General features: G+C 60.7%; 15 protein-coding genes and 1 pseudogene. 6 read left to right on the plus strand and 10 right to left on the minus strand.

The annotated features are described in order from the left end of the window. Positions 1-208 precede the first annotated feature (208 nt). A complete protein-coding gene (locus K6M89_RS14600; protein WP_097579825.1) occupies positions 209-1036 on the minus strand; it encodes a VCBS domain-containing protein in 828 nt (275 codons plus the stop codon). A 252-nt stretch (positions 1037-1288) separates the two neighbouring features. On the opposite strand from K6M89_RS14600, the gene K6M89_RS14605 reads away from it, so the two are divergent. Further along, positions 1289-2896: a fumarate hydratase gene (locus K6M89_RS14605; RefSeq protein ID WP_222139913.1), complete on the plus strand. Its 1608-nt coding sequence runs from the start codon at positions 1289-1291 to the stop codon at positions 2894-2896. 31 nt (positions 2897-2927) lie between these two features. On the opposite strand, the gene K6M89_RS14610 is transcribed toward K6M89_RS14605, so the two are convergent. After that, positions 2928-3107: a hypothetical protein gene (locus K6M89_RS14610; protein ID WP_222139914.1), complete on the minus strand. Its 180-nt coding sequence runs from the start codon at positions 3105-3107 to the stop codon at positions 2928-2930. A 349-nt stretch (positions 3108-3456) separates the two neighbouring features. Between K6M89_RS14610 and K6M89_RS14615 the strand changes: the two genes are divergently transcribed. Next, a complete protein-coding gene (locus K6M89_RS14615) occupies positions 3457-4524 on the plus strand; it encodes a GGDEF domain-containing protein (RefSeq protein ID WP_097579822.1) in 1068 nt (355 codons plus the stop codon). Positions 4525-4530: 6 nt separating this feature from the next. Here K6M89_RS14615 and K6M89_RS14620 read toward each other — a convergent pair whose 3' ends face one another. Together K6M89_RS14620 and K6M89_RS14625 are read right to left on the minus strand one after the other, a co-directional pair. Beyond that, on the minus strand, positions 4531-5142 hold the full coding sequence (locus K6M89_RS14620) for a pyridoxamine 5'-phosphate oxidase family protein (protein WP_222139915.1): 612 nt from the start codon (positions 5140-5142) through the stop codon (positions 4531-4533). A gap of 36 nt (positions 5143-5178) precedes the next feature. After that, positions 5179-6150: an alpha/beta hydrolase gene (locus tag K6M89_RS14625; RefSeq protein ID WP_222139916.1), complete on the minus strand. Its 972-nt coding sequence runs from the start codon at positions 6148-6150 to the stop codon at positions 5179-5181. Between the two features lie 45 nt (positions 6151-6195). On the opposite strand from K6M89_RS14625, the gene K6M89_RS14630 reads away from it, so the two are divergent. Continuing rightward, a complete protein-coding gene (locus K6M89_RS14630) occupies positions 6196-6666 on the plus strand; it encodes a MarR family winged helix-turn-helix transcriptional regulator (RefSeq protein WP_222139917.1) in 471 nt (156 codons plus the stop codon). Between the two features lie 2 nt (positions 6667-6668). Here K6M89_RS14630 and K6M89_RS14635 read toward each other — a convergent pair whose 3' ends face one another. Continuing rightward, positions 6669-7859, minus strand: a complete 1191-nt coding sequence (locus tag K6M89_RS14635; protein ID WP_222139918.1) for a low temperature requirement protein A — start codon at positions 7857-7859, stop codon at positions 6669-6671. Between the two features lie 29 nt (positions 7860-7888). After that, positions 7889-8263, minus strand: a complete 375-nt coding sequence (locus K6M89_RS14640; RefSeq protein WP_222139919.1) for a gamma-butyrobetaine hydroxylase family protein — start codon at positions 8261-8263, stop codon at positions 7889-7891. Positions 8264-8442: 179 nt separating this feature from the next. On the opposite strand from K6M89_RS14640, the gene moaA reads away from it, so the two are divergent. The 3 genes and pseudogenes from moaA (at position 8443) to K6M89_RS14655 (ending at position 10912) form a co-directional block, all read left to right on the plus strand. Next, complete coding sequence (gene moaA, locus K6M89_RS14645) at positions 8443-9489, plus strand: GTP 3',8-cyclase MoaA (RefSeq protein WP_222139920.1); 1047 nt, start codon at positions 8443-8445, stop codon at positions 9487-9489. A gap of 349 nt (positions 9490-9838) precedes the next feature. After that, positions 9839-10166 (plus strand): annotated as a pseudogene (locus K6M89_RS14650) (iron chelate uptake ABC transporter family permease subunit); the annotation flags it as partial. Next, entirely contained in the window at positions 10160-10912 is a 753-nt protein-coding gene (locus K6M89_RS14655) for an ABC transporter ATP-binding protein (protein ID WP_222139921.1), read from the plus strand. The pseudogene K6M89_RS14650 and the gene K6M89_RS14655, both read left to right, overlap by 7 nt. A gap of 110 nt (positions 10913-11022) precedes the next feature. Here the strand turns inward: K6M89_RS14655 and K6M89_RS14660 are convergent, their stop codons facing one another. From K6M89_RS14660 to K6M89_RS14675, 4 genes are all read right to left on the minus strand, one after another. Then, positions 11023-11973, minus strand: coding sequence for a sugar-binding transcriptional regulator (locus tag K6M89_RS14660; RefSeq protein WP_097579814.1), 951 nt, complete (start codon positions 11971-11973; stop codon positions 11023-11025). 21 nt (positions 11974-11994) lie between these two features. Further along, positions 11995-13461, minus strand: coding sequence for an FGGY family carbohydrate kinase (locus tag K6M89_RS14665; RefSeq protein ID WP_222139922.1), 1467 nt, complete (start codon positions 13459-13461; stop codon positions 11995-11997). 65 nt (positions 13462-13526) lie between these two features. Then, positions 13527-14483 carry a transketolase family protein gene (locus tag K6M89_RS14670; protein WP_222139923.1) on the minus strand — a complete coding sequence of 319 codons (957 nt, stop codon included), beginning with the start codon at positions 14481-14483 and terminating at the stop codon, positions 13527-13529. Further along, entirely contained in the window at positions 14483-15292 is an 810-nt protein-coding gene (locus K6M89_RS14675; protein WP_222139924.1) for a transketolase, read from the minus strand. The genes K6M89_RS14670 and K6M89_RS14675 overlap by 1 nt, the downstream gene beginning before the upstream one ends. Positions 15293-15442 lie beyond the last annotated feature (150 nt).

The following is a 15442-nucleotide window of genomic DNA, read 5'->3' on the forward strand; positions in this document are numbered from 1 at the left end:
GAGTTGTAGATTCAATCAAAGTTTCGAAAACTTAAATAGCGCGCTATCAGCCAGATGCGCTTTGTCGCCCCCACGGATGGCCGTGCACGCCATCGCCGTTGCGAGAGTCCCGCGACGCCGCCGCGATGCCGAAATTTTGGCCTCGTTAATGCAAAAATGAGACAAGAACGGGCCATAGCACGACGCGGTAAGAGCGCCTGACCAGCCCTCATACCAGCAGCGAAATATTGTCCATTACGACCGAATTGCCCATGAAATCGAAACGGATTTCTTCGATGTCTTCGATATTGACCTCGAGACTGGGACCGGTGACCTCAAGCTCCTGCTGATAGACAATCTGGCCGTCGTTCAGGGCAGTGAGCGTCAGGTGAAAGGGCGATGCAGACAGTTCGGCGATCGAGACGCTCTGAAAGGTGAACTCCCCGCCATCGACCATTTTCAGGGTTACGGGCGCAGAACCCGGGGATAGTACGGTATCGCTGAAACCGTCCTCGGTAATGGCGTCGACACCAGGAATGGTATCATAGACGATGCCGTTCAGAAGCGTCACGTCGTGGCTGCCGTTCACGGAGAGCGCAACGCCCCGGTAATCGGGAAGAGAGAAATTATCTGCCCTCGTGAAGACGCCCATATCATCGAAATCCAGGACTTCGTGGTATTTTTCGCCTTCGTTGACGCCGTCGATCGCAAGGGTCAGCACGCCGAGGTCCGTGCCCCCCGAGCCATCCGACATTTTGTAGCTCAGCGTTTCGATGAGCTGATCGTACTTGCCCAAATTCTTCACCACGTCGAGCGTATGGTCCAGCTCATATGTGAAGTGGCCGTCAGGTTTCACTCCGAAGGTTCCGTACTTGCCCTCAATGATTGTTTCATGGTCAGGCCCATGTTTGGCGTCGATGCGGATGCCATTCACGAAGCGAACATACATTTCCGCTCCTTCGGGATCGCTGGCGAGGCGCAGCAGATCGCCCCTGATCCAGTCATGCTCGAAGAATACGAGAAGGTCGTCGACAGCAGTTGGCTTTGCATTTGTCATTGGAAGCCCCGGCAGGTTAACGCTGCCGGGAATATGAACCGGGCTTGACCTGAAGGCAACCTGAGGTCGGTCGTTTCGCGACAAATGTCGATATCCCTTTCTTTCACTCGCTTATCGCGTGTGACATGCCGACTGCAAAATGCGGCACGACATAGCCCACCTCCAAACTCGTCGCATGCAGATTGCTTTTGCCCGACAGGAGATTTAGACCGGTTCCAATTTCGCGACGCGCCCACCAGAAAGGTCACTTCGATGGCTGACGATCTCTTTCCGCTCGGCAAGGATGCCACCCCCTATCGCAAGATCAGCAGCGATTACATCTCGGTCGATAGCTTCAAGGGTCAGGAAATCCTGACCGTCGAGCCGGAAGGCATCCGCCTGCTTGCCGAAACCGCCTTTGCCGATATCAACCATCTGCTCCGGCCCGGCCATCTGAAGCAGCTCGCCTCGATCCTCGATGATCCAGAGTCGACCGATAACGACCGCTTCGTCGCCTACGACCTGTTGAAGAATGCCAATATCGCCGCCGGCGGCGTGTTGCCGATGTGCCAGGATACCGGCACGGCGATCATCATGGGCAAGAAGGGCCGCAGGGTCTGGACTGAGGGCGGCGATACGGCGGCACTCGCCCGCGGCGTCATGGATGCCTATGAGAAGAAGAACCTGCGTTATTCGCAGCTCGCGCCGGTGAAGATGTTCGAGGAGAAGAACACCAGGAACAACCTGCCGGCGCAGATCGACATCTATGAGGAAGGCACCGACGCCTACGAATTCCTCTTTGTCGCCAAGGGCGGCGGCTCGGCCAACAAGACCTTCCTCTATCAGGGCACGCCCTCGCTCCTGACGCATGACAGGATGATCGACTTCCTCAAGGAGAAGATCCTGACGTTAGGGACGGCGGCCTGTCCGCCCTATCATCTGGCGATCGTCATCGGCGGCACCTCGGCCGAGATGAACCTGAAAACGGTCAAACTCGCCTCGACCCGCTATCTCGACGAGCTGCCGACTGAAGGGTCGGAAAGCGGCCACGCCTTCCGCGACCTCGAGATGGAAAAGGAAATCCACAAGCTGACACAGCAGATGGGCGTCGGCGCCCAGTTCGGCGGCAAGTATTTCTGTCATGACGTGCGTGTCATCCGCCTGCCTCGCCACGGCGCCTCGCTGCCGATCGGCCTCGGCGTCTCCTGTTCCGCCGACCGCCAGGCCAAGGGCAAGATCACCCGCGACGGCATCTTCATCGAACAGCTGGAAACCGATCCGTCGAAATACATGCCCGAGATCGACGAGGCGAAACTGTCGGAATCGACCGTCCGTGTCGACCTCAACCGGCCGATGGCCGAGGTGCTTGCCGAACTGTCGCGGCATCCGGTCAAGACGCGCCTGTCCTTGACCGGGACGATCATCGTCGCCCGCGACCTCGCCCACGCCAAAATCCGCGAACGGCTGGAAAAGGGCGAAGGCATGCCCGATTACCTGAAAAACCACCCGGTCTACTACGCCGGCCCCGCCAAGACGCCGGCCGGCTACGCCTCCGGCTCCTTCGGCCCGACCACGGCCGGCCGTATGGACAGTTACGTCGACCAGTTCCAGTCCTTCGGCGGCTCGATGGTGATGCTCGCCAAGGGCAACCGCTCGCGCGCCGTGCGCGAGGCCTGCAAAAAACATGGCGGTTTCTACCTCGGCTCGATCGGTGGCCCCGCCGCCCGCCTCGCACAGGACTGCATCCGCAAGGTCGAAGTCTTCGAGTATCCCGAACTCGGCATGGAAGCGGTCTGGAAGATCGAGGTCGAAGACTTCCCCGCCTTCATCGTCATCGACGACAAGGGCAATGATTTTTTCCAGGAATTGAACCTGGGGTGATTGCGGCAGGCTCGATGGCCGTAGGCGACTTCTACCGCATTCTTCCGCCAGCAATATCCGCTGCATTCACCACATCGCCGTCATCCACTCTTGCCAGGATTTCCGTGCGGAAAGCTCCGGCAAGGAAGCCGGTATGCTCCAGCAGCAAGGCGCCGGCGGCGATGGCGGCGACGGTCATGATGGCGAAGGAAGTGTGACGAGACCTTCCCATAATCTTACGCCTGAATTTGCAGACTGCGACCGGGTCGGCCGTCAGGAAGTATCATTACAAAATACTCGTTCTGAAATAGCCGGCGCCCAAAACCAACTGTCGACAAGATGAATACGATCCCTGACACAAGAAGAACTGTAAGTTTTTCAGACACCATTCCCGCACAGCGAGTATGCATTGTCTCGCTAAAAATAGCTTTTTTGATGAAAAATCATAGGCCTGCCGGAAGTATTGCCCCACCGGGAACTTGTCATATGTAATCTTTGGTATATGTCGCTTTAATCTTTTCCCAAGAAATTTAAGCTAACAACTAAAATATTGCCTTTGAATATATGAGGAGTATCGCCGGATGAATACGGCTGTCGCGCCCAAGGTGCAGGTTCCCGATGTCGCGGGTCAGATCACCTATGCCATGCGCTCGATGGGCGTTGCCCCGATACCCCGCAACTACGAACTCTTCTACGAGGCCTATATCGGCTCCAATCCTGCCCTTACCCGAGAACTTGCCGCCCTCGGCGCCCATGCGACACAGGCCGAACTCGACGCGCTCGGCGCGCAATATTTCAACAGTAGCCCCGCCCGGGTCTTCGACGACGCCCATACCCGCATATCGGGCGAACTCGACGGCTTGCTGCGAATCCTGAGGCAGGAGCAGAGCTCGCTCGAAAGCTATACCAGACTGCTCGGCGAGACCCACAAGCGCATCACCTCCAAGAGCAATGCCAGCGTCGAACTGATCGAAAACGCAATTGAACTTTTAAGCCAGGCGACTGGCGATACCATGGCGCATGGCGAACGCACCGTCGAGGACGTCGTCCAGCGCTCTCAGGAGATGGATCAAGTTCGCAAGGAACTCGACGAATATAAGCGCATCGCCAACACCGACTCGCTGACGCGCCTTTCCAACCGCCGCGCCTTCGACGACCGCCTTGCTGCCGTTTTCAACAATCCAGGCATGCGGCCGGTGACGGCCCTGCTGCTCGCCGACATCGACAATTTCAAGAAAATCAACGACACCTACGGCCATCCCGTCGGCGACAAGATCCTCGCCACCGTCGCCTCCGTGATCCGCAGCAACGTCCGGCGCGACGTCTTCGTCGCCCGTGCCGGCGGTGAGGAATTCGCGCTGATCATCGAGGGCAACACAGTCGAGGAAGTGACGGCGATCGCCGAACGCATCCGCCGCACGCTGGAAACCACCCCTTTCAAAAACTCCCGCACCCGGGTGAACTACGGCCCGATTACCGCCTCGATCGGCATCTGCATGGCCTCGAATGCCGAGGATGCCGGCGAGCTTTACAGCAAGACCGACATCGCCCTTTACGGCGCCAAGAATGCCGGGCGCAACTGCATCGTCCTCTATCAGGACGGGATGCAGAAGGACTTCAGCAAGAGCTGGCTGATCTACAAAGCCTGACGGCCTTCACCACATCGTCTTCGCCGCGCGACCGGGCCATTCCCGGTCGTAGGTTTCCTGGTCGAAATCGCCGACGGCCGCCTTCAGCATCTGTCCCGGCGTCGGCAGGCCGGCGGGATCGGTGAACTGTTCGACGTTCCACAGTTCGGCCCGCATCACGGCGCGCGCGCACTGGAAATAGACCTCGTCGATCGAGATGACGACGACCGTGCGCGGATGTTTGCCGTCCATCTCAAAGCCCCGTAGCAACGTCTCGTCGTTGGAGACGACGCCGCGACCATTGATTCGCATCGTTGTGTTCGAGCCGGGGATCAGGAACATCAGCGCAAGCCTGGGATCACGCACGATGTTGGAAAGCGAATCGACGCGGTTGTTGCCGCGCCAGTCCGGCAGATGCAGCGTCTCGTCGTCGACGACACGCACCACGCCGCCGAGATCGCCGCGCGGCGAACAGTCAAGCCCCTCCGGCCCGACGGTCGCAAGCGCGGCAAAAGGCGAGATCTCGATCATCTGACGGTAAAGCGGCGTCAGTCGCTTCGTCACCTTGTCGACCGAGGCCTGCGATAGGTCTGCGCCATAGATCGTATTGAGCTCTTCGATGCTGCTGATGATTTTCATGGGGCGTCCGCCGCGGCTTGATCTTCGCGCCGGACGCTACAATGCCGCGCGCCGCGCCGGAAGCTCAAAAATCGGAATGATCTCCGCATCTTTTTTGATGCATTCGAGCACCTCATGCGCCTCCTCTTCGAGGAAAGCGGCGACTGCTCCAAGGACTGGAGCCGCGCCGACGATGCGCCGATGCCCGAAGCCGTTCGCCCAGAACAGCCGTACACGCTTGCCTGCCGCACCATAACGCCTGGCATGCGCCGACGACACTTCCTTGTCGTCCTCCGCATGAACCACGAGCACCGAACTCGAGATCGTACCTGCCGTATTGCCGGCGTCGAAATCCTCGAGTCGCCGCCCGGTGACACGATGAACCTCATTCTCCAGCGCCGCCTGCGCAGCAGCGCCCAGGCCGATCAGCCTGCCGAAATCGGTGAAGAGCCAGGCCATCTCGCTGGGCGCGCCGATCAGCACCAGTCGCTCGCCAGTGACGGATGCCGCCTCTGGCAGGAGGGCGGCGGCCGAGACCATCAGCGCTGCACCGCCGAAGGAATGGCCGATCGCCGCATCGAATGCGCCGAACCGCTCCCCTGCCACCGCGATCGCCTCGACAGCAAGCCCCATATGCAGGAAGCGTCCGTGCGCACGACCGTGACCGGGAAAGTCGAGCGCCACAACCTCGGCACCCGTTGCCGCCAACATCGAAACGAGATCGGCCATATAGACCGCACTGGAACCCCAGCCATGCGTGACGAGATAGCGCTTGCGCTTTCCCAGCGCCCCGCCGTTCAGCCGGTAGGCATGGGCTTTGGCGCCGCTGGAAAGCTTGAGGACGAAACGCTCGGCGCCTGCAAGCCGTGCCGCACCAGCCGCATGCGCCGTCTTCGCCTTGCCGCCCTTCGGACGCTGTGATGGCGTGCGGCAGAACAGCAGAAACGCCGCCCTGCCCGCCAGCTGGGGAGAAACCGCTTGCAGAACCGAAAATCCCAGGCGGATGACCTTGAGCGCGAAATTTGCCATAGTGGGAATCCAAATACGTTCAACACTGAACAATAAAGTACAACGATGAACAAAAATCAATCCCTTCCCTGGGATCATCCGCGTTTTCGCAGCTGGATCGCGGTGGCGCGCGCCTGCCAGCTGATGCAGCAGTCGCTGACCCGCTCGCTGGCCGATCTCGACATCAAGCCGCCGCACCTCGACATTCTGGTCAATCTCTACCGTTTCGAAGGCATCTCGCAGCAGCAGCTGGCGCGCAAGCTCTTGGTTGGCCGCTCCAATATGAGCATGCTGCTGCCGCAGATGGAAAAGCGTGGGCTGATCGAGCGGCGCGGCGATACGCGCGACAAGCGCGTGCTGCGCCTTTATCTCACTGGGGAAGGCCGCCGGTTGACCGAGGCGGCGATGGCGATTCAGACCGATCTCATCGAACGCACGCTCTCCGACGAGCCGATCGAGCAATGCATGGCGACCGCCGATTCAATGGAGCGCATCATCGCCAGGCTGCTCAAGGATCTACGTGACGACGACGATTGATCTCAATGCAGCGTCGGCGCCGCCGATGTGCCGGTCAGCGAGCGGTATTCCCAGGCCGCGACGATGATCAGCACCAGCGTCGCCAGGATGCCCAGAAGATAGATCTCGAGGAAGGGTGCTGCGAAGGTAAGCAGGATCAGGAAGACGAGGCCGGCGAGATGCGACAGCGGCAGCTGCCTGCTGGTCGCGCCCTTGAACCATAGATTGCCGATCAGGAACAGGCCGGAGCCGCCAAGCACCGCCGCGGCGATGCCAAGATCGCCCGTCTCATGCGGATGCGAGAACATGAACTCGACGGCCACCGCATGCACGATGATGCCGGCAAGGATCGGTATGTGCCCATAGGTGAAGGCCAGCCGCGCCAAAGCTCCCGGCGTCTCTTCATGTTCGATGCGATGGGCGGCACGGCCGTGGCCGAAGCGGAAATAAAGCCACCACATGGCAACCGTGCCGACGAAGCCGGTGACGAACACAATGCCGGTCAGCCCCGAAACCGGCAGCTCCGAAAAAGTGCGGCCGGACACGAGGATCGCCTCGCCGAGGCAGATGATGACGAAGAGCGCGCAGCGCTCGGCCATATGGGCGCCAGACACGTCCCAGTCGCTAGGCCTCGAGCGGCCGAGCCCGGGCACGGCAAAACCCGCAGCCGGACCGATATATTCGATCGCAAGCGCGATCACCCAGGCGATCAGCCGGGCTTCATGCTCGAGCAGCCCGCCGGCGATCCAGAAGACGCCGGCCACCGCGAGCCAGGTGGTGATGCGGATGAAATTCAGCGTGTTGGCGCGGTCGACGCGCGTCATCGCATAGGTCGTAAATAGCGAGCGGCCGACCTGCATCGCGACATAGGCGCCGCCAAAAAGCAGCCCCTTGTCGCCGAAAGCCTCGGGAATGGAGGCTGACAGCATCAGCCCGAGCATCATCAGCGTCACCAGCATGCCGCGCACCGGCATCTTGTCGGGATCGAGCCAGTTCGTCACCCAGGCGGTGAAGATCCACACCCACCAGACGGCAAAGGTCATCAGCGCCGCTTCGGCCGCACCGAGCGGCGTGTAATGGGCGGCAAGCGCATGCGAAAGCTGCGAGATCGAAAAGACGAAGACCAGGTCGAAGAAGAGCTCGAGGAAGGTCACCTTGCTGCCGGCGGCGCTGCCTTTGGCGCGCAGCCAGTTCTTGCTATTCGCTTTCGCCATAAGTCCCCCGACGGCTGGTTATTTTCAGTTCAGCGCGGCTTTTCCGCCGTGTCGCGGTTCATACCCTTTTCCCTGAGCTCGTCCTCATAGGCCGAAAACAGCTCCGCCCCCCGTTCGCCGAGCTCCCGCAGATAGGTCCAGGTGTAGATGCCGGTATCGTGCATGTCGTCGAATCCGATCCTGACGGCGTAATTGCCGGTCGGCGTCATCGAGATGATTGCCACGTTGCGCTTGCCCGACACCGTCACCTTCTGCCCCGGCCCGTGGCCCTGCACCTCGGCCGACGGCGACAGCACGCGCAGGAGTTCGGCCGACAGGTCGAAGCTCCGGCCGTCGTCGAAGGTTATCGCCAGCCTCTGCCGGTCTTTCGAAACACGAAGTTCGCTCGGCCAGGTATCGCTCATCTCTATCACCCTCTTTCCCCTGGAGAAGTAGGCGTTCACCTTTTTGGAGGCAAGCGCAAATTAGCGTGTGCGAAATCCGTTTCCCTTGACGGCGCAATCACATATGCACAAATAGAAAGATATCGCTTGAAAACAGGCATTCGGTCTGGCGCGTTTCAGATCCGCGCGCGGAGGAATTGGTGAATACGAGAATAGGAACGATAGGCAACGCATCGCCGCTGGCGGCGGATGCACATCCGATGATCGACCCTTTCGGCCGGGCGGTCACCTATCTCCGCGTCTCCGTCACCGACCGCTGCGATTTCCGCTGCACCTATTGCATGGCCGAGAACATGACCTTCCTGCCGAAGAAGGACCTGTTGACGCTGGAAGAGCTCGACCGGCTCTGTTCCGCCTTCATCGCCAAGGGCGTGAGGAAGATCCGGCTGACCGGCGGCGAGCCGCTGGTGCGCAAGAACATCATGTATCTGGTCCGTCAACTCGGCCAGCGGATCGGCTCCGGCCTCGACGAACTGACGCTGACGACCAACGGCTCACAGCTGTCGCGCCATGCCGAGGAGCTTTATGAGTGCGGCGTACGCCGCATCAACGTCTCGCTCGATACACTCGATCCCGACAAGTTCCGCAAGATCACCCGCTGGGGCGATTTCGCCAAGGTCATGGAAGGTATCGATGCCGCTCAAAAGGCCGGGCTGAAGATCAAGCTCAACGCCGTGGCGCTGAAGGATTTCAACGATACCGAGATGCCCAATCTCCTGCGCTTCGCCCATGGCCGCGGTATGGATCTGACGGTCATTGAAACCATGCCGATGGGCGAGATCGACGAGGACCGCACCGACCAGTACCTGCCGCTTTCCGAGCTCCGCGCCGATCTGGAGAAACAGTTCACGCTGACCGATATCGACTACCAGACCGGCGGCCCTGCCCGTTACGTCAGGGTCACAGAGACTGGCGGCCGCCTCGGCTTTATCACGCCGATGACCCATAATTTCTGCGAGAGCTGCAACCGCGTGCGCCTGACCTGCACCGGCACGCTCTATATGTGCCTGGGTCAGAACGACGCCGCCGATCTGCGCGCCGCACTGCGCGCCACCGAAGACGACGCCCTCCTCCACGCCGCCATCGACGAGGCCATCACCCGCAAACCGAAGGGCCACGACTTCATCATCGACCGCACGCATAACAGGCCGGCAGTGGCGCGGCATATGAGTGTCACCGGTGGGTGATAAACCGGCGGGAACGCCCACACCGCCCACCCTCATTCCTGTTCTCGTCGCAGGAATCCAGCCACCGCGCGTCCGCGCGGTGAATGAGGCAATACGACGGTTGAAGAAGTCTCTCGCGCCCAAGGACTTGGGCGCACTGGATTCCTGTGACAAGCACAGGAATGAGGGAGAGTAGGTTGACGCCTGCGCCAGATTTTCTGCCGTAGAGCGTGGCGTCAGCAGTGGCCGCCCTCGTCCTTCGAAGCCCCTACCGGGCACCTCAGGATGAGGTCGGCGAGAGGACGTCGCCTGGCGCACGGACGTCAGCACAACCTCCCTCACCCAGGCTTGCGCGCACAAATCGCAAACCGCTCCAAGCTTCGGCGTCAATGTCCGCCGCATCCGGCTGGAAACCATGCTTGTCGTCTCACTGCTTGCCGCAGTCCCCGTCAGCTTCGTCGGCACCATCGGTTTCGTCGGCCTGGTCGGCCCGCATATCGCCAGGATGATCCCTCGGCGAGGATCAGCGCTTCTTCCTGCCGGGCTCTATCATCTCGGGCGCGCTGCTGTTGTCGCTGACCTCGATCGTCTCGAAGTCGATCATCCCCGGCGTCGTCTTTCCGATCGGCATCATCTCCGCGCTGGTCGGCGTGTCCTTCTTCTCGCTCATCCTCTCGAACAGGAGCCGGTCATGGTAGCCCTTCAGTTACAGTCGGTCGGCGCCTATCACGGCCGCAAGCTCTTCGTCGAGAACGTGACGACGCCGGTGATGAAATCGGGCGAGATCGTCGCGGTCATCGGCCCGAACGCTGCCGGCAAGTCGACGCTTTTCAAGCGCATCACCGGCCTGCTCAAGGGTCCGGGCGATGTCGTCGTCGAAGGCTCGAAGGCAAAAAGCGCCATCAGCTACATGCCGCAGGATACCTCGGCCAATGCGGTGCTGACCGTGTACGAGTCCATCCTGCTCGCCCGCAAACAAGGCCAGTCCTGGGCCGTCGGCGACGGCGACCTGCGCTTCATCGACGAGATCATGGCAGCTCTCGATATCACCGCACTGGCCTTCCGCGATCTCGGGGCGCTCTCCGGCGGCCAGCGCCAGCTGGTCTCGATCGCCCAGGCGCTCGTCCGCGAACCGGAGATCATGCTGATGGACGAGCCGACCAGCGCGCTCGACCTCCACCGCCAGGTCGAGGTCCTCGACTTCATGCGCCGCCGGGCCCGCGCCAAAGGCATGCTCGTGCTCATCGCCATCCACGACCTCAACCAGGCGCTCCGCTTCGCCGACAAGGTCCTGGTCATCGCCAACGGCCGCATGCACGCTTGCGGCGCCCCGAGGGACGTTGTCACAGCGCAGATGCTGCGGGAGATCTACAGGGTCGAAGCCCGGGTAGAGAAGTGCTCGATGGACCACGACCATGTGATCGTGGACGGGACAGCGCATTGACGCGAGAGAGCCTATTCTGAGGCGCCAACACCCAAGAGAGCCTCATCCTGAGGCGCGTAGCCCATAGGGCGAAGCTTCGAAGGACGAGGCGGGCGCTCCACCTGCCCTCTTCAGTCGATCAATCGCTGCGCGGTAAACTTGTCCGTAACGAGCATGTCGATGACGCCAACGCGGAGCGCGCCTGCGATAGCGTCAGTCTTCTTGGACCCGCCGGCAAGGGCGATGACCCGGTCCACCCGTTCGAGGTCCTCGAGTGGAAGCCCGATGACCCGGTCGTCCAGCGGTGTTTTGACCGGCTTGCCGTTCCTATCGAAGAAGCGCAGCGAGATGTCGCCGACGGCGCCTGCTTCCGCGAGATCGGACAGTTCGCGAGACGAAAAGATATTGCCGGACCGTGCGAGAAGCTCGGACGGTTCGACGGCCCCGATTCCGACGATCGCAAGCGTGATGCTGCCGAACAGGTCCATCGTCTCGCGGACGAACGGGTCGGCCTGCATCAGAAGTTTTGCCTCTCTTGATGTCGTCACGCCCTGCACGGGGAGCAGTTTCGGCTCGGCGCCGGTCAGCCGCGCAAGCCGCGTGGTCAGCTGCGTCGCATGCGTCTGCACGGAAGGATCGCCCATGCCTCCCAGGGTCTGGACGACGTACTTCGCCTGAGCGCTCTTCTGCGGATGAATGTTCTCGACCATCTTGAAGATGGTCTGGCTCCAACTCGAAACGCCGATGATTTCCCCCGGCGCAAGCGTCACCTCCAGGAGATGCGCCGCCGCCTCTCCGATACGGGCCATGATGGCGCCGTCCCGATCTTCCGTGCATTCGACGACGATCGCCTCTGGCAGATCGTATTTTTCGCGAAGCGCGCTCTCGAGTTCGCTGTAGGTGCCGACGGGAGGGATCACGCTCGTTCGCACGATATCTTCAGCCTCGGCACGTTTGAGCATGCGCGACACCGTCGCCTGCGACAGGCGAAGGTGTTGTGCGATCTCCGCCTGCCGCCGTCCCTCGATATGGTACATCTGGGCGACTCTTGAAATGAGGCGGAGTTCGTTGAGGCGAGTCATCGCTGATCCCAGAGTGAATTTTTATTCACCTTTAGCCTGTGTTTCGCGGAACGTCGAGCGGGCAAGCGCATCATTCCAGGTCTCGAGAAGTGCTGCTCGATCCACGGGTTGCGGCTCAATTGTTTGGGTGTTCCGCGGCAGCTCCGAGACAATATGGAGATCGCTCCACAAGCCGAGTGACAGCCCCGCCAGATAGGCAGCGCCCAGAGCCGATGCCTCGGGGGCTTCGCATTGGATCACGGGATGGCCGATGAGGTTTGAGACGCATTGCATCAGGAAGCGGTTTTGGCTGGGTCCCCCATCCACATAAAGCGCGCCGAGCGCGCCGCCGCTCTGTGCCCGCATGGCGGCGATCACATCATGCACCTGGAAGGCGATGGAATTGGTAACCGACCGCGCCATTTGTGCGCGGGTCGTCTTGAAATTGATCTGGGAGAACAGGGCACGGGCGTCGGAATTCCAGTAAGGCGCACCGAGCCCCACGAACGCCGGCACGAAACCGGGTCCACCCGGCTCGGCGCTCGCCGCAAGTTCGACAAGGGCCGCCACATCCGCTAGGCCGAGAATATCAGCCATCCAGGGAAGACTGGCGGCGCAAACGAGGATATTGCCCTCGAAAGCGAAAGTCGGCTTTCCCGCGATGCGCCATGCGACGGTGGTTGTGATGCCGTTGCTCGGGGCAATGAATTGCGGCAGCGTCGTCATCACCGAAGAGCCGGTTCCGAAGGTCACCTTGCCATCGCCCGGCTTGAATGCGCCGTGACCGAACAGAGCCGCGTGGCTGTCCCCGATCGCGGCCATGATAGGCGTGCCATCCGGCACCCCTGGCAATCCTTGCGTTCTGCCGAAATCGGCTGAGCTGTCGAGCGCCTCGGGCAGGAGCGCGGTGTCGACGCCGAAGATCTCGCCAAGTTCCTCGCTCCATCTCTGTTCCCGGAGATCGAACAACTGGCTCCTGGCGGCATTGGATGCATCGCAGACATGCCGGCGCCCGCCCGTCAGGCAGTGGACGAGCCAACTGTCGATCGTTCCCATCCGCACCGATCGCCCGGCCGGAATACGGTCGATCAGCCATCGGAATTTCGAACCCGGGAACATCGGATCCAATGGCAGGCCGGTCAGCGCCTGCACACGATCGAGGCGGCCTTCTGCAATCAGACGTTCGCAATCCCGTGCCGTTCGACGGCACTGCCAGCTGACCACCGGTCCGAGCGCGTCTCCCGTTTCGGCGTCCCAGGCGGTGACGGACTCGCGCTGGTTGGAAATGGCAATGGCCTCGATAGTCGCGTCAGGGGCGGCCTTCAAGCAGGCTTCGATTGCTTCGCAGACCGAAGCGTAGAGCCGGCGTGGATCTTGTTCGACCCAGCCCTCCCTCGGATAGGAGATGCCGACAGGAGACGAACCTCTGCCGATGATGTCTCCCTTTTCGGAAACGAGAACTGCTTTTGAATTGGTCGTGCCCTGGTCGATTGCCAGAATTGCCCGCATTCTATCCTCCCGGATCTGGTGGCGGCCGGGCGACAAAAACCTCCCGGCCGGTCACGCATCCCAGTTTACTTACGCTTGATCAGCGACTGTGCGGCGTCGGCGATTGCCGACGGTGCCATCCCGTATTCGTCGAGCAGGAACTCTGCCGAACCGGTCGGGGCATAGACCCCGGGAACGCCGAGACGTTTCATCGGAACTGGAGCATGATCGACCACCACTTCGGCCACCGCGGAACCGAGCCCGCCAAAGATCGAATGCTCTTCGGCCGTGACGATCGCCCCGGTTTCCCTAGCCGCGGCGATGATCGCCTCCTCGTCGATTGGACGAACCGTTGCGAGGTTGAGAACCCTGGCATCGATGCCGCGGTCTGCAAGAATCTCGGCAGCCTTCACAATGCGATGAGTCAAGGTGCCGTTGGCGATCAGGGTGACGTCGGAACCCTGGCGAAGGAGATTCGCCTTGCCGAGTTCGAACCTATGCCCCTCAGGAAGAAGGTCGGGCACACCGACCCGTGACAGACGCAGGAAACAGGGGCCGCTGTAGGTCGCCGCCCACGCAACGGCGGCAGCGGTTTCGATGCGGTCACAAGGTGCAATGACCGGAAGGTTGGGCAGGACCCGCGTCCAGGCGAAGTCTTCGATCGAGTGATGTGTCGGACCGAGTTCGCCATATGCCATTCCGGAAGAAATGCCGATCAGCTTGACGTTGGCATTCGAGTAGGAAATATCGGCCTTGATCTGCTCCAGCGAACGCCCGGTGAGAAACGGAGCAGCGCCGCACACGAACGGAAGCCGTCCGCCGTTGGCAAGGCCCGCTCCAACGCCGACCATGTTCTGCTCTGCGATGCCGACGTTGACGAGGCGTTCCGGAAACCTCGACTTGAAGCCGCCGAGCTTGGAGGAACCGACGGAGTCGTTGCAGACGGCAACGATCGTTTCGTTTTCAGCTGCCAGCCGCTCGAGCGTAGAGGCGAATGCATCGCGGCAATCGTAAAGCTTGGGTGGGTTTATGGGCGCGTTCATTACAGGGCCTCCGACAATTCTGCCAATGCGATTTCGTATTGTTCCTTGCTCGGGACCTTGTGGTGCCAGTCGACCCGGTCCTGCATGAAGGAGATTCCATGGCCCTTGTTGGTATGGGCGACGATGCAATGCGGTCTCGACCCCCGGTGTTCGAGAGCCGGAACGATTTCGCTCATATTGTTCCCGTCGATCTCGGTGACCTCCCAATCGAAGGCCTCAAGTTTCGGACGAAGCGGAGCGAGATCATTGGTTTCGGCAAGCGCCGCGCCCTGCTGAAACCGGTTGTGATCGATGACCAAGGTCAAGTTATCGAGCTTAAACTGGGCTGCCGCCATGATCGCTTCCCAGTTGGACCCTTCCTGCATCTCACCGTCGCCGGTGACGACGTAGGTGTGATATCCAGCGCCCGAGAGTTTGGCGGCTTTCGCCATTCCGACTGCAACCGGAAGGCCGTGACCGAGCGGCCCGGTATTCGTTTCGACGCCGGGAACCTTATTGCAATTCGGATGCCCATTCAGCCTCGAATGCGGCTGCAAAAAGGTGGAAATCTCCTCCTCCGGGATGAAGCCGCGTTTTGCGAGCGTCACATACAGAGCGCATGCCGTATGTCCCTTTGAAAGAACGAACCTGTCGCGGTCGGGATGTCTCGGCTGATCCGGCCAGACATTCAGCACACGAAAATAGAGCGCCGTCAAAATGTCGATGACCGACATCTCCCCGCCGATATGACCGGCACCCGCTTCAAAGACCGCCTGGAGATCGCGCAATCGGATCTCGCGGGCGATGCGCTCAAGTTCTGTCGTATCCATGGATTCCTCTTTATGCATAAATATTCACTAATCAATATTTTTGCACAACACACCGATTAGTCAAGCCTCTAAACGAGCAGCTGGCAGCGCAGTGTCGGAACAAATCCTGTTGACAGTCGAAAAGCAAGTTGTTAATGAATTTTCCGGCAC

Origin of the sequence: Rhizobium croatiense, from assembly GCF_019793465.1 — a bacterium.
In the GTDB taxonomy this organism is placed as follows: Bacteria; Pseudomonadota; Alphaproteobacteria; order Rhizobiales; family Rhizobiaceae; genus Rhizobium; species Rhizobium croatiense.

What these genes read in the sequence shown, in the direction of transcription:
- K6M89_RS14600 (WP_097579825.1), bottom strand. Translation starts at nt 1,036, where the DNA reads ATGACAAATGCAAAGCCAACTGCTGTCGACGACCTTCTCGTATTCTTC.
- K6M89_RS14605 (WP_222139913.1), top strand. Translation starts at nt 1,289, where the DNA reads ATGGCTGACGATCTCTTTCCGCTCGGCAAGGATGCCACCCCCTATCGC.
- K6M89_RS14610 (WP_222139914.1), bottom strand. Translation starts at nt 3,107, where the DNA reads ATGGGAAGGTCTCGTCACACTTCCTTCGCCATCATGACCGTCGCCGCC.
- K6M89_RS14615 (WP_097579822.1), top strand. Translation starts at nt 3,457, where the DNA reads ATGAATACGGCTGTCGCGCCCAAGGTGCAGGTTCCCGATGTCGCGGGT.
- K6M89_RS14620 (WP_222139915.1), bottom strand. Translation starts at nt 5,142, where the DNA reads ATGAAAATCATCAGCAGCATCGAAGAGCTCAATACGATCTATGGCGCA.
- K6M89_RS14625 (WP_222139916.1), bottom strand. Translation starts at nt 6,150, where the DNA reads ATGGCAAATTTCGCGCTCAAGGTCATCCGCCTGGGATTTTCGGTTCTG.
- K6M89_RS14630 (WP_222139917.1), top strand. Translation starts at nt 6,196, where the DNA reads ATGAACAAAAATCAATCCCTTCCCTGGGATCATCCGCGTTTTCGCAGC.
- K6M89_RS14635 (WP_222139918.1), bottom strand. Translation starts at nt 7,859, where the DNA reads ATGGCGAAAGCGAATAGCAAGAACTGGCTGCGCGCCAAAGGCAGCGCC.
- K6M89_RS14640 (WP_222139919.1), bottom strand. Translation starts at nt 8,263, where the DNA reads ATGAGCGATACCTGGCCGAGCGAACTTCGTGTTTCGAAAGACCGGCAG.
- K6M89_RS14655 (WP_222139921.1), top strand. Translation starts at nt 10,160, where the DNA reads ATGGTAGCCCTTCAGTTACAGTCGGTCGGCGCCTATCACGGCCGCAAG.
- K6M89_RS14660 (WP_097579814.1), bottom strand. Translation starts at nt 11,973, where the DNA reads ATGACTCGCCTCAACGAACTCCGCCTCATTTCAAGAGTCGCCCAGATG.
- K6M89_RS14665 (WP_222139922.1), bottom strand. Translation starts at nt 13,461, where the DNA reads ATGCGGGCAATTCTGGCAATCGACCAGGGCACGACCAATTCAAAAGCA.
- K6M89_RS14670 (WP_222139923.1), bottom strand. Translation starts at nt 14,483, where the DNA reads ATGAACGCGCCCATAAACCCACCCAAGCTTTACGATTGCCGCGATGCA.
- K6M89_RS14675 (WP_222139924.1), bottom strand. Translation starts at nt 15,292, where the DNA reads ATGGATACGACAGAACTTGAGCGCATCGCCCGCGAGATCCGATTGCGC.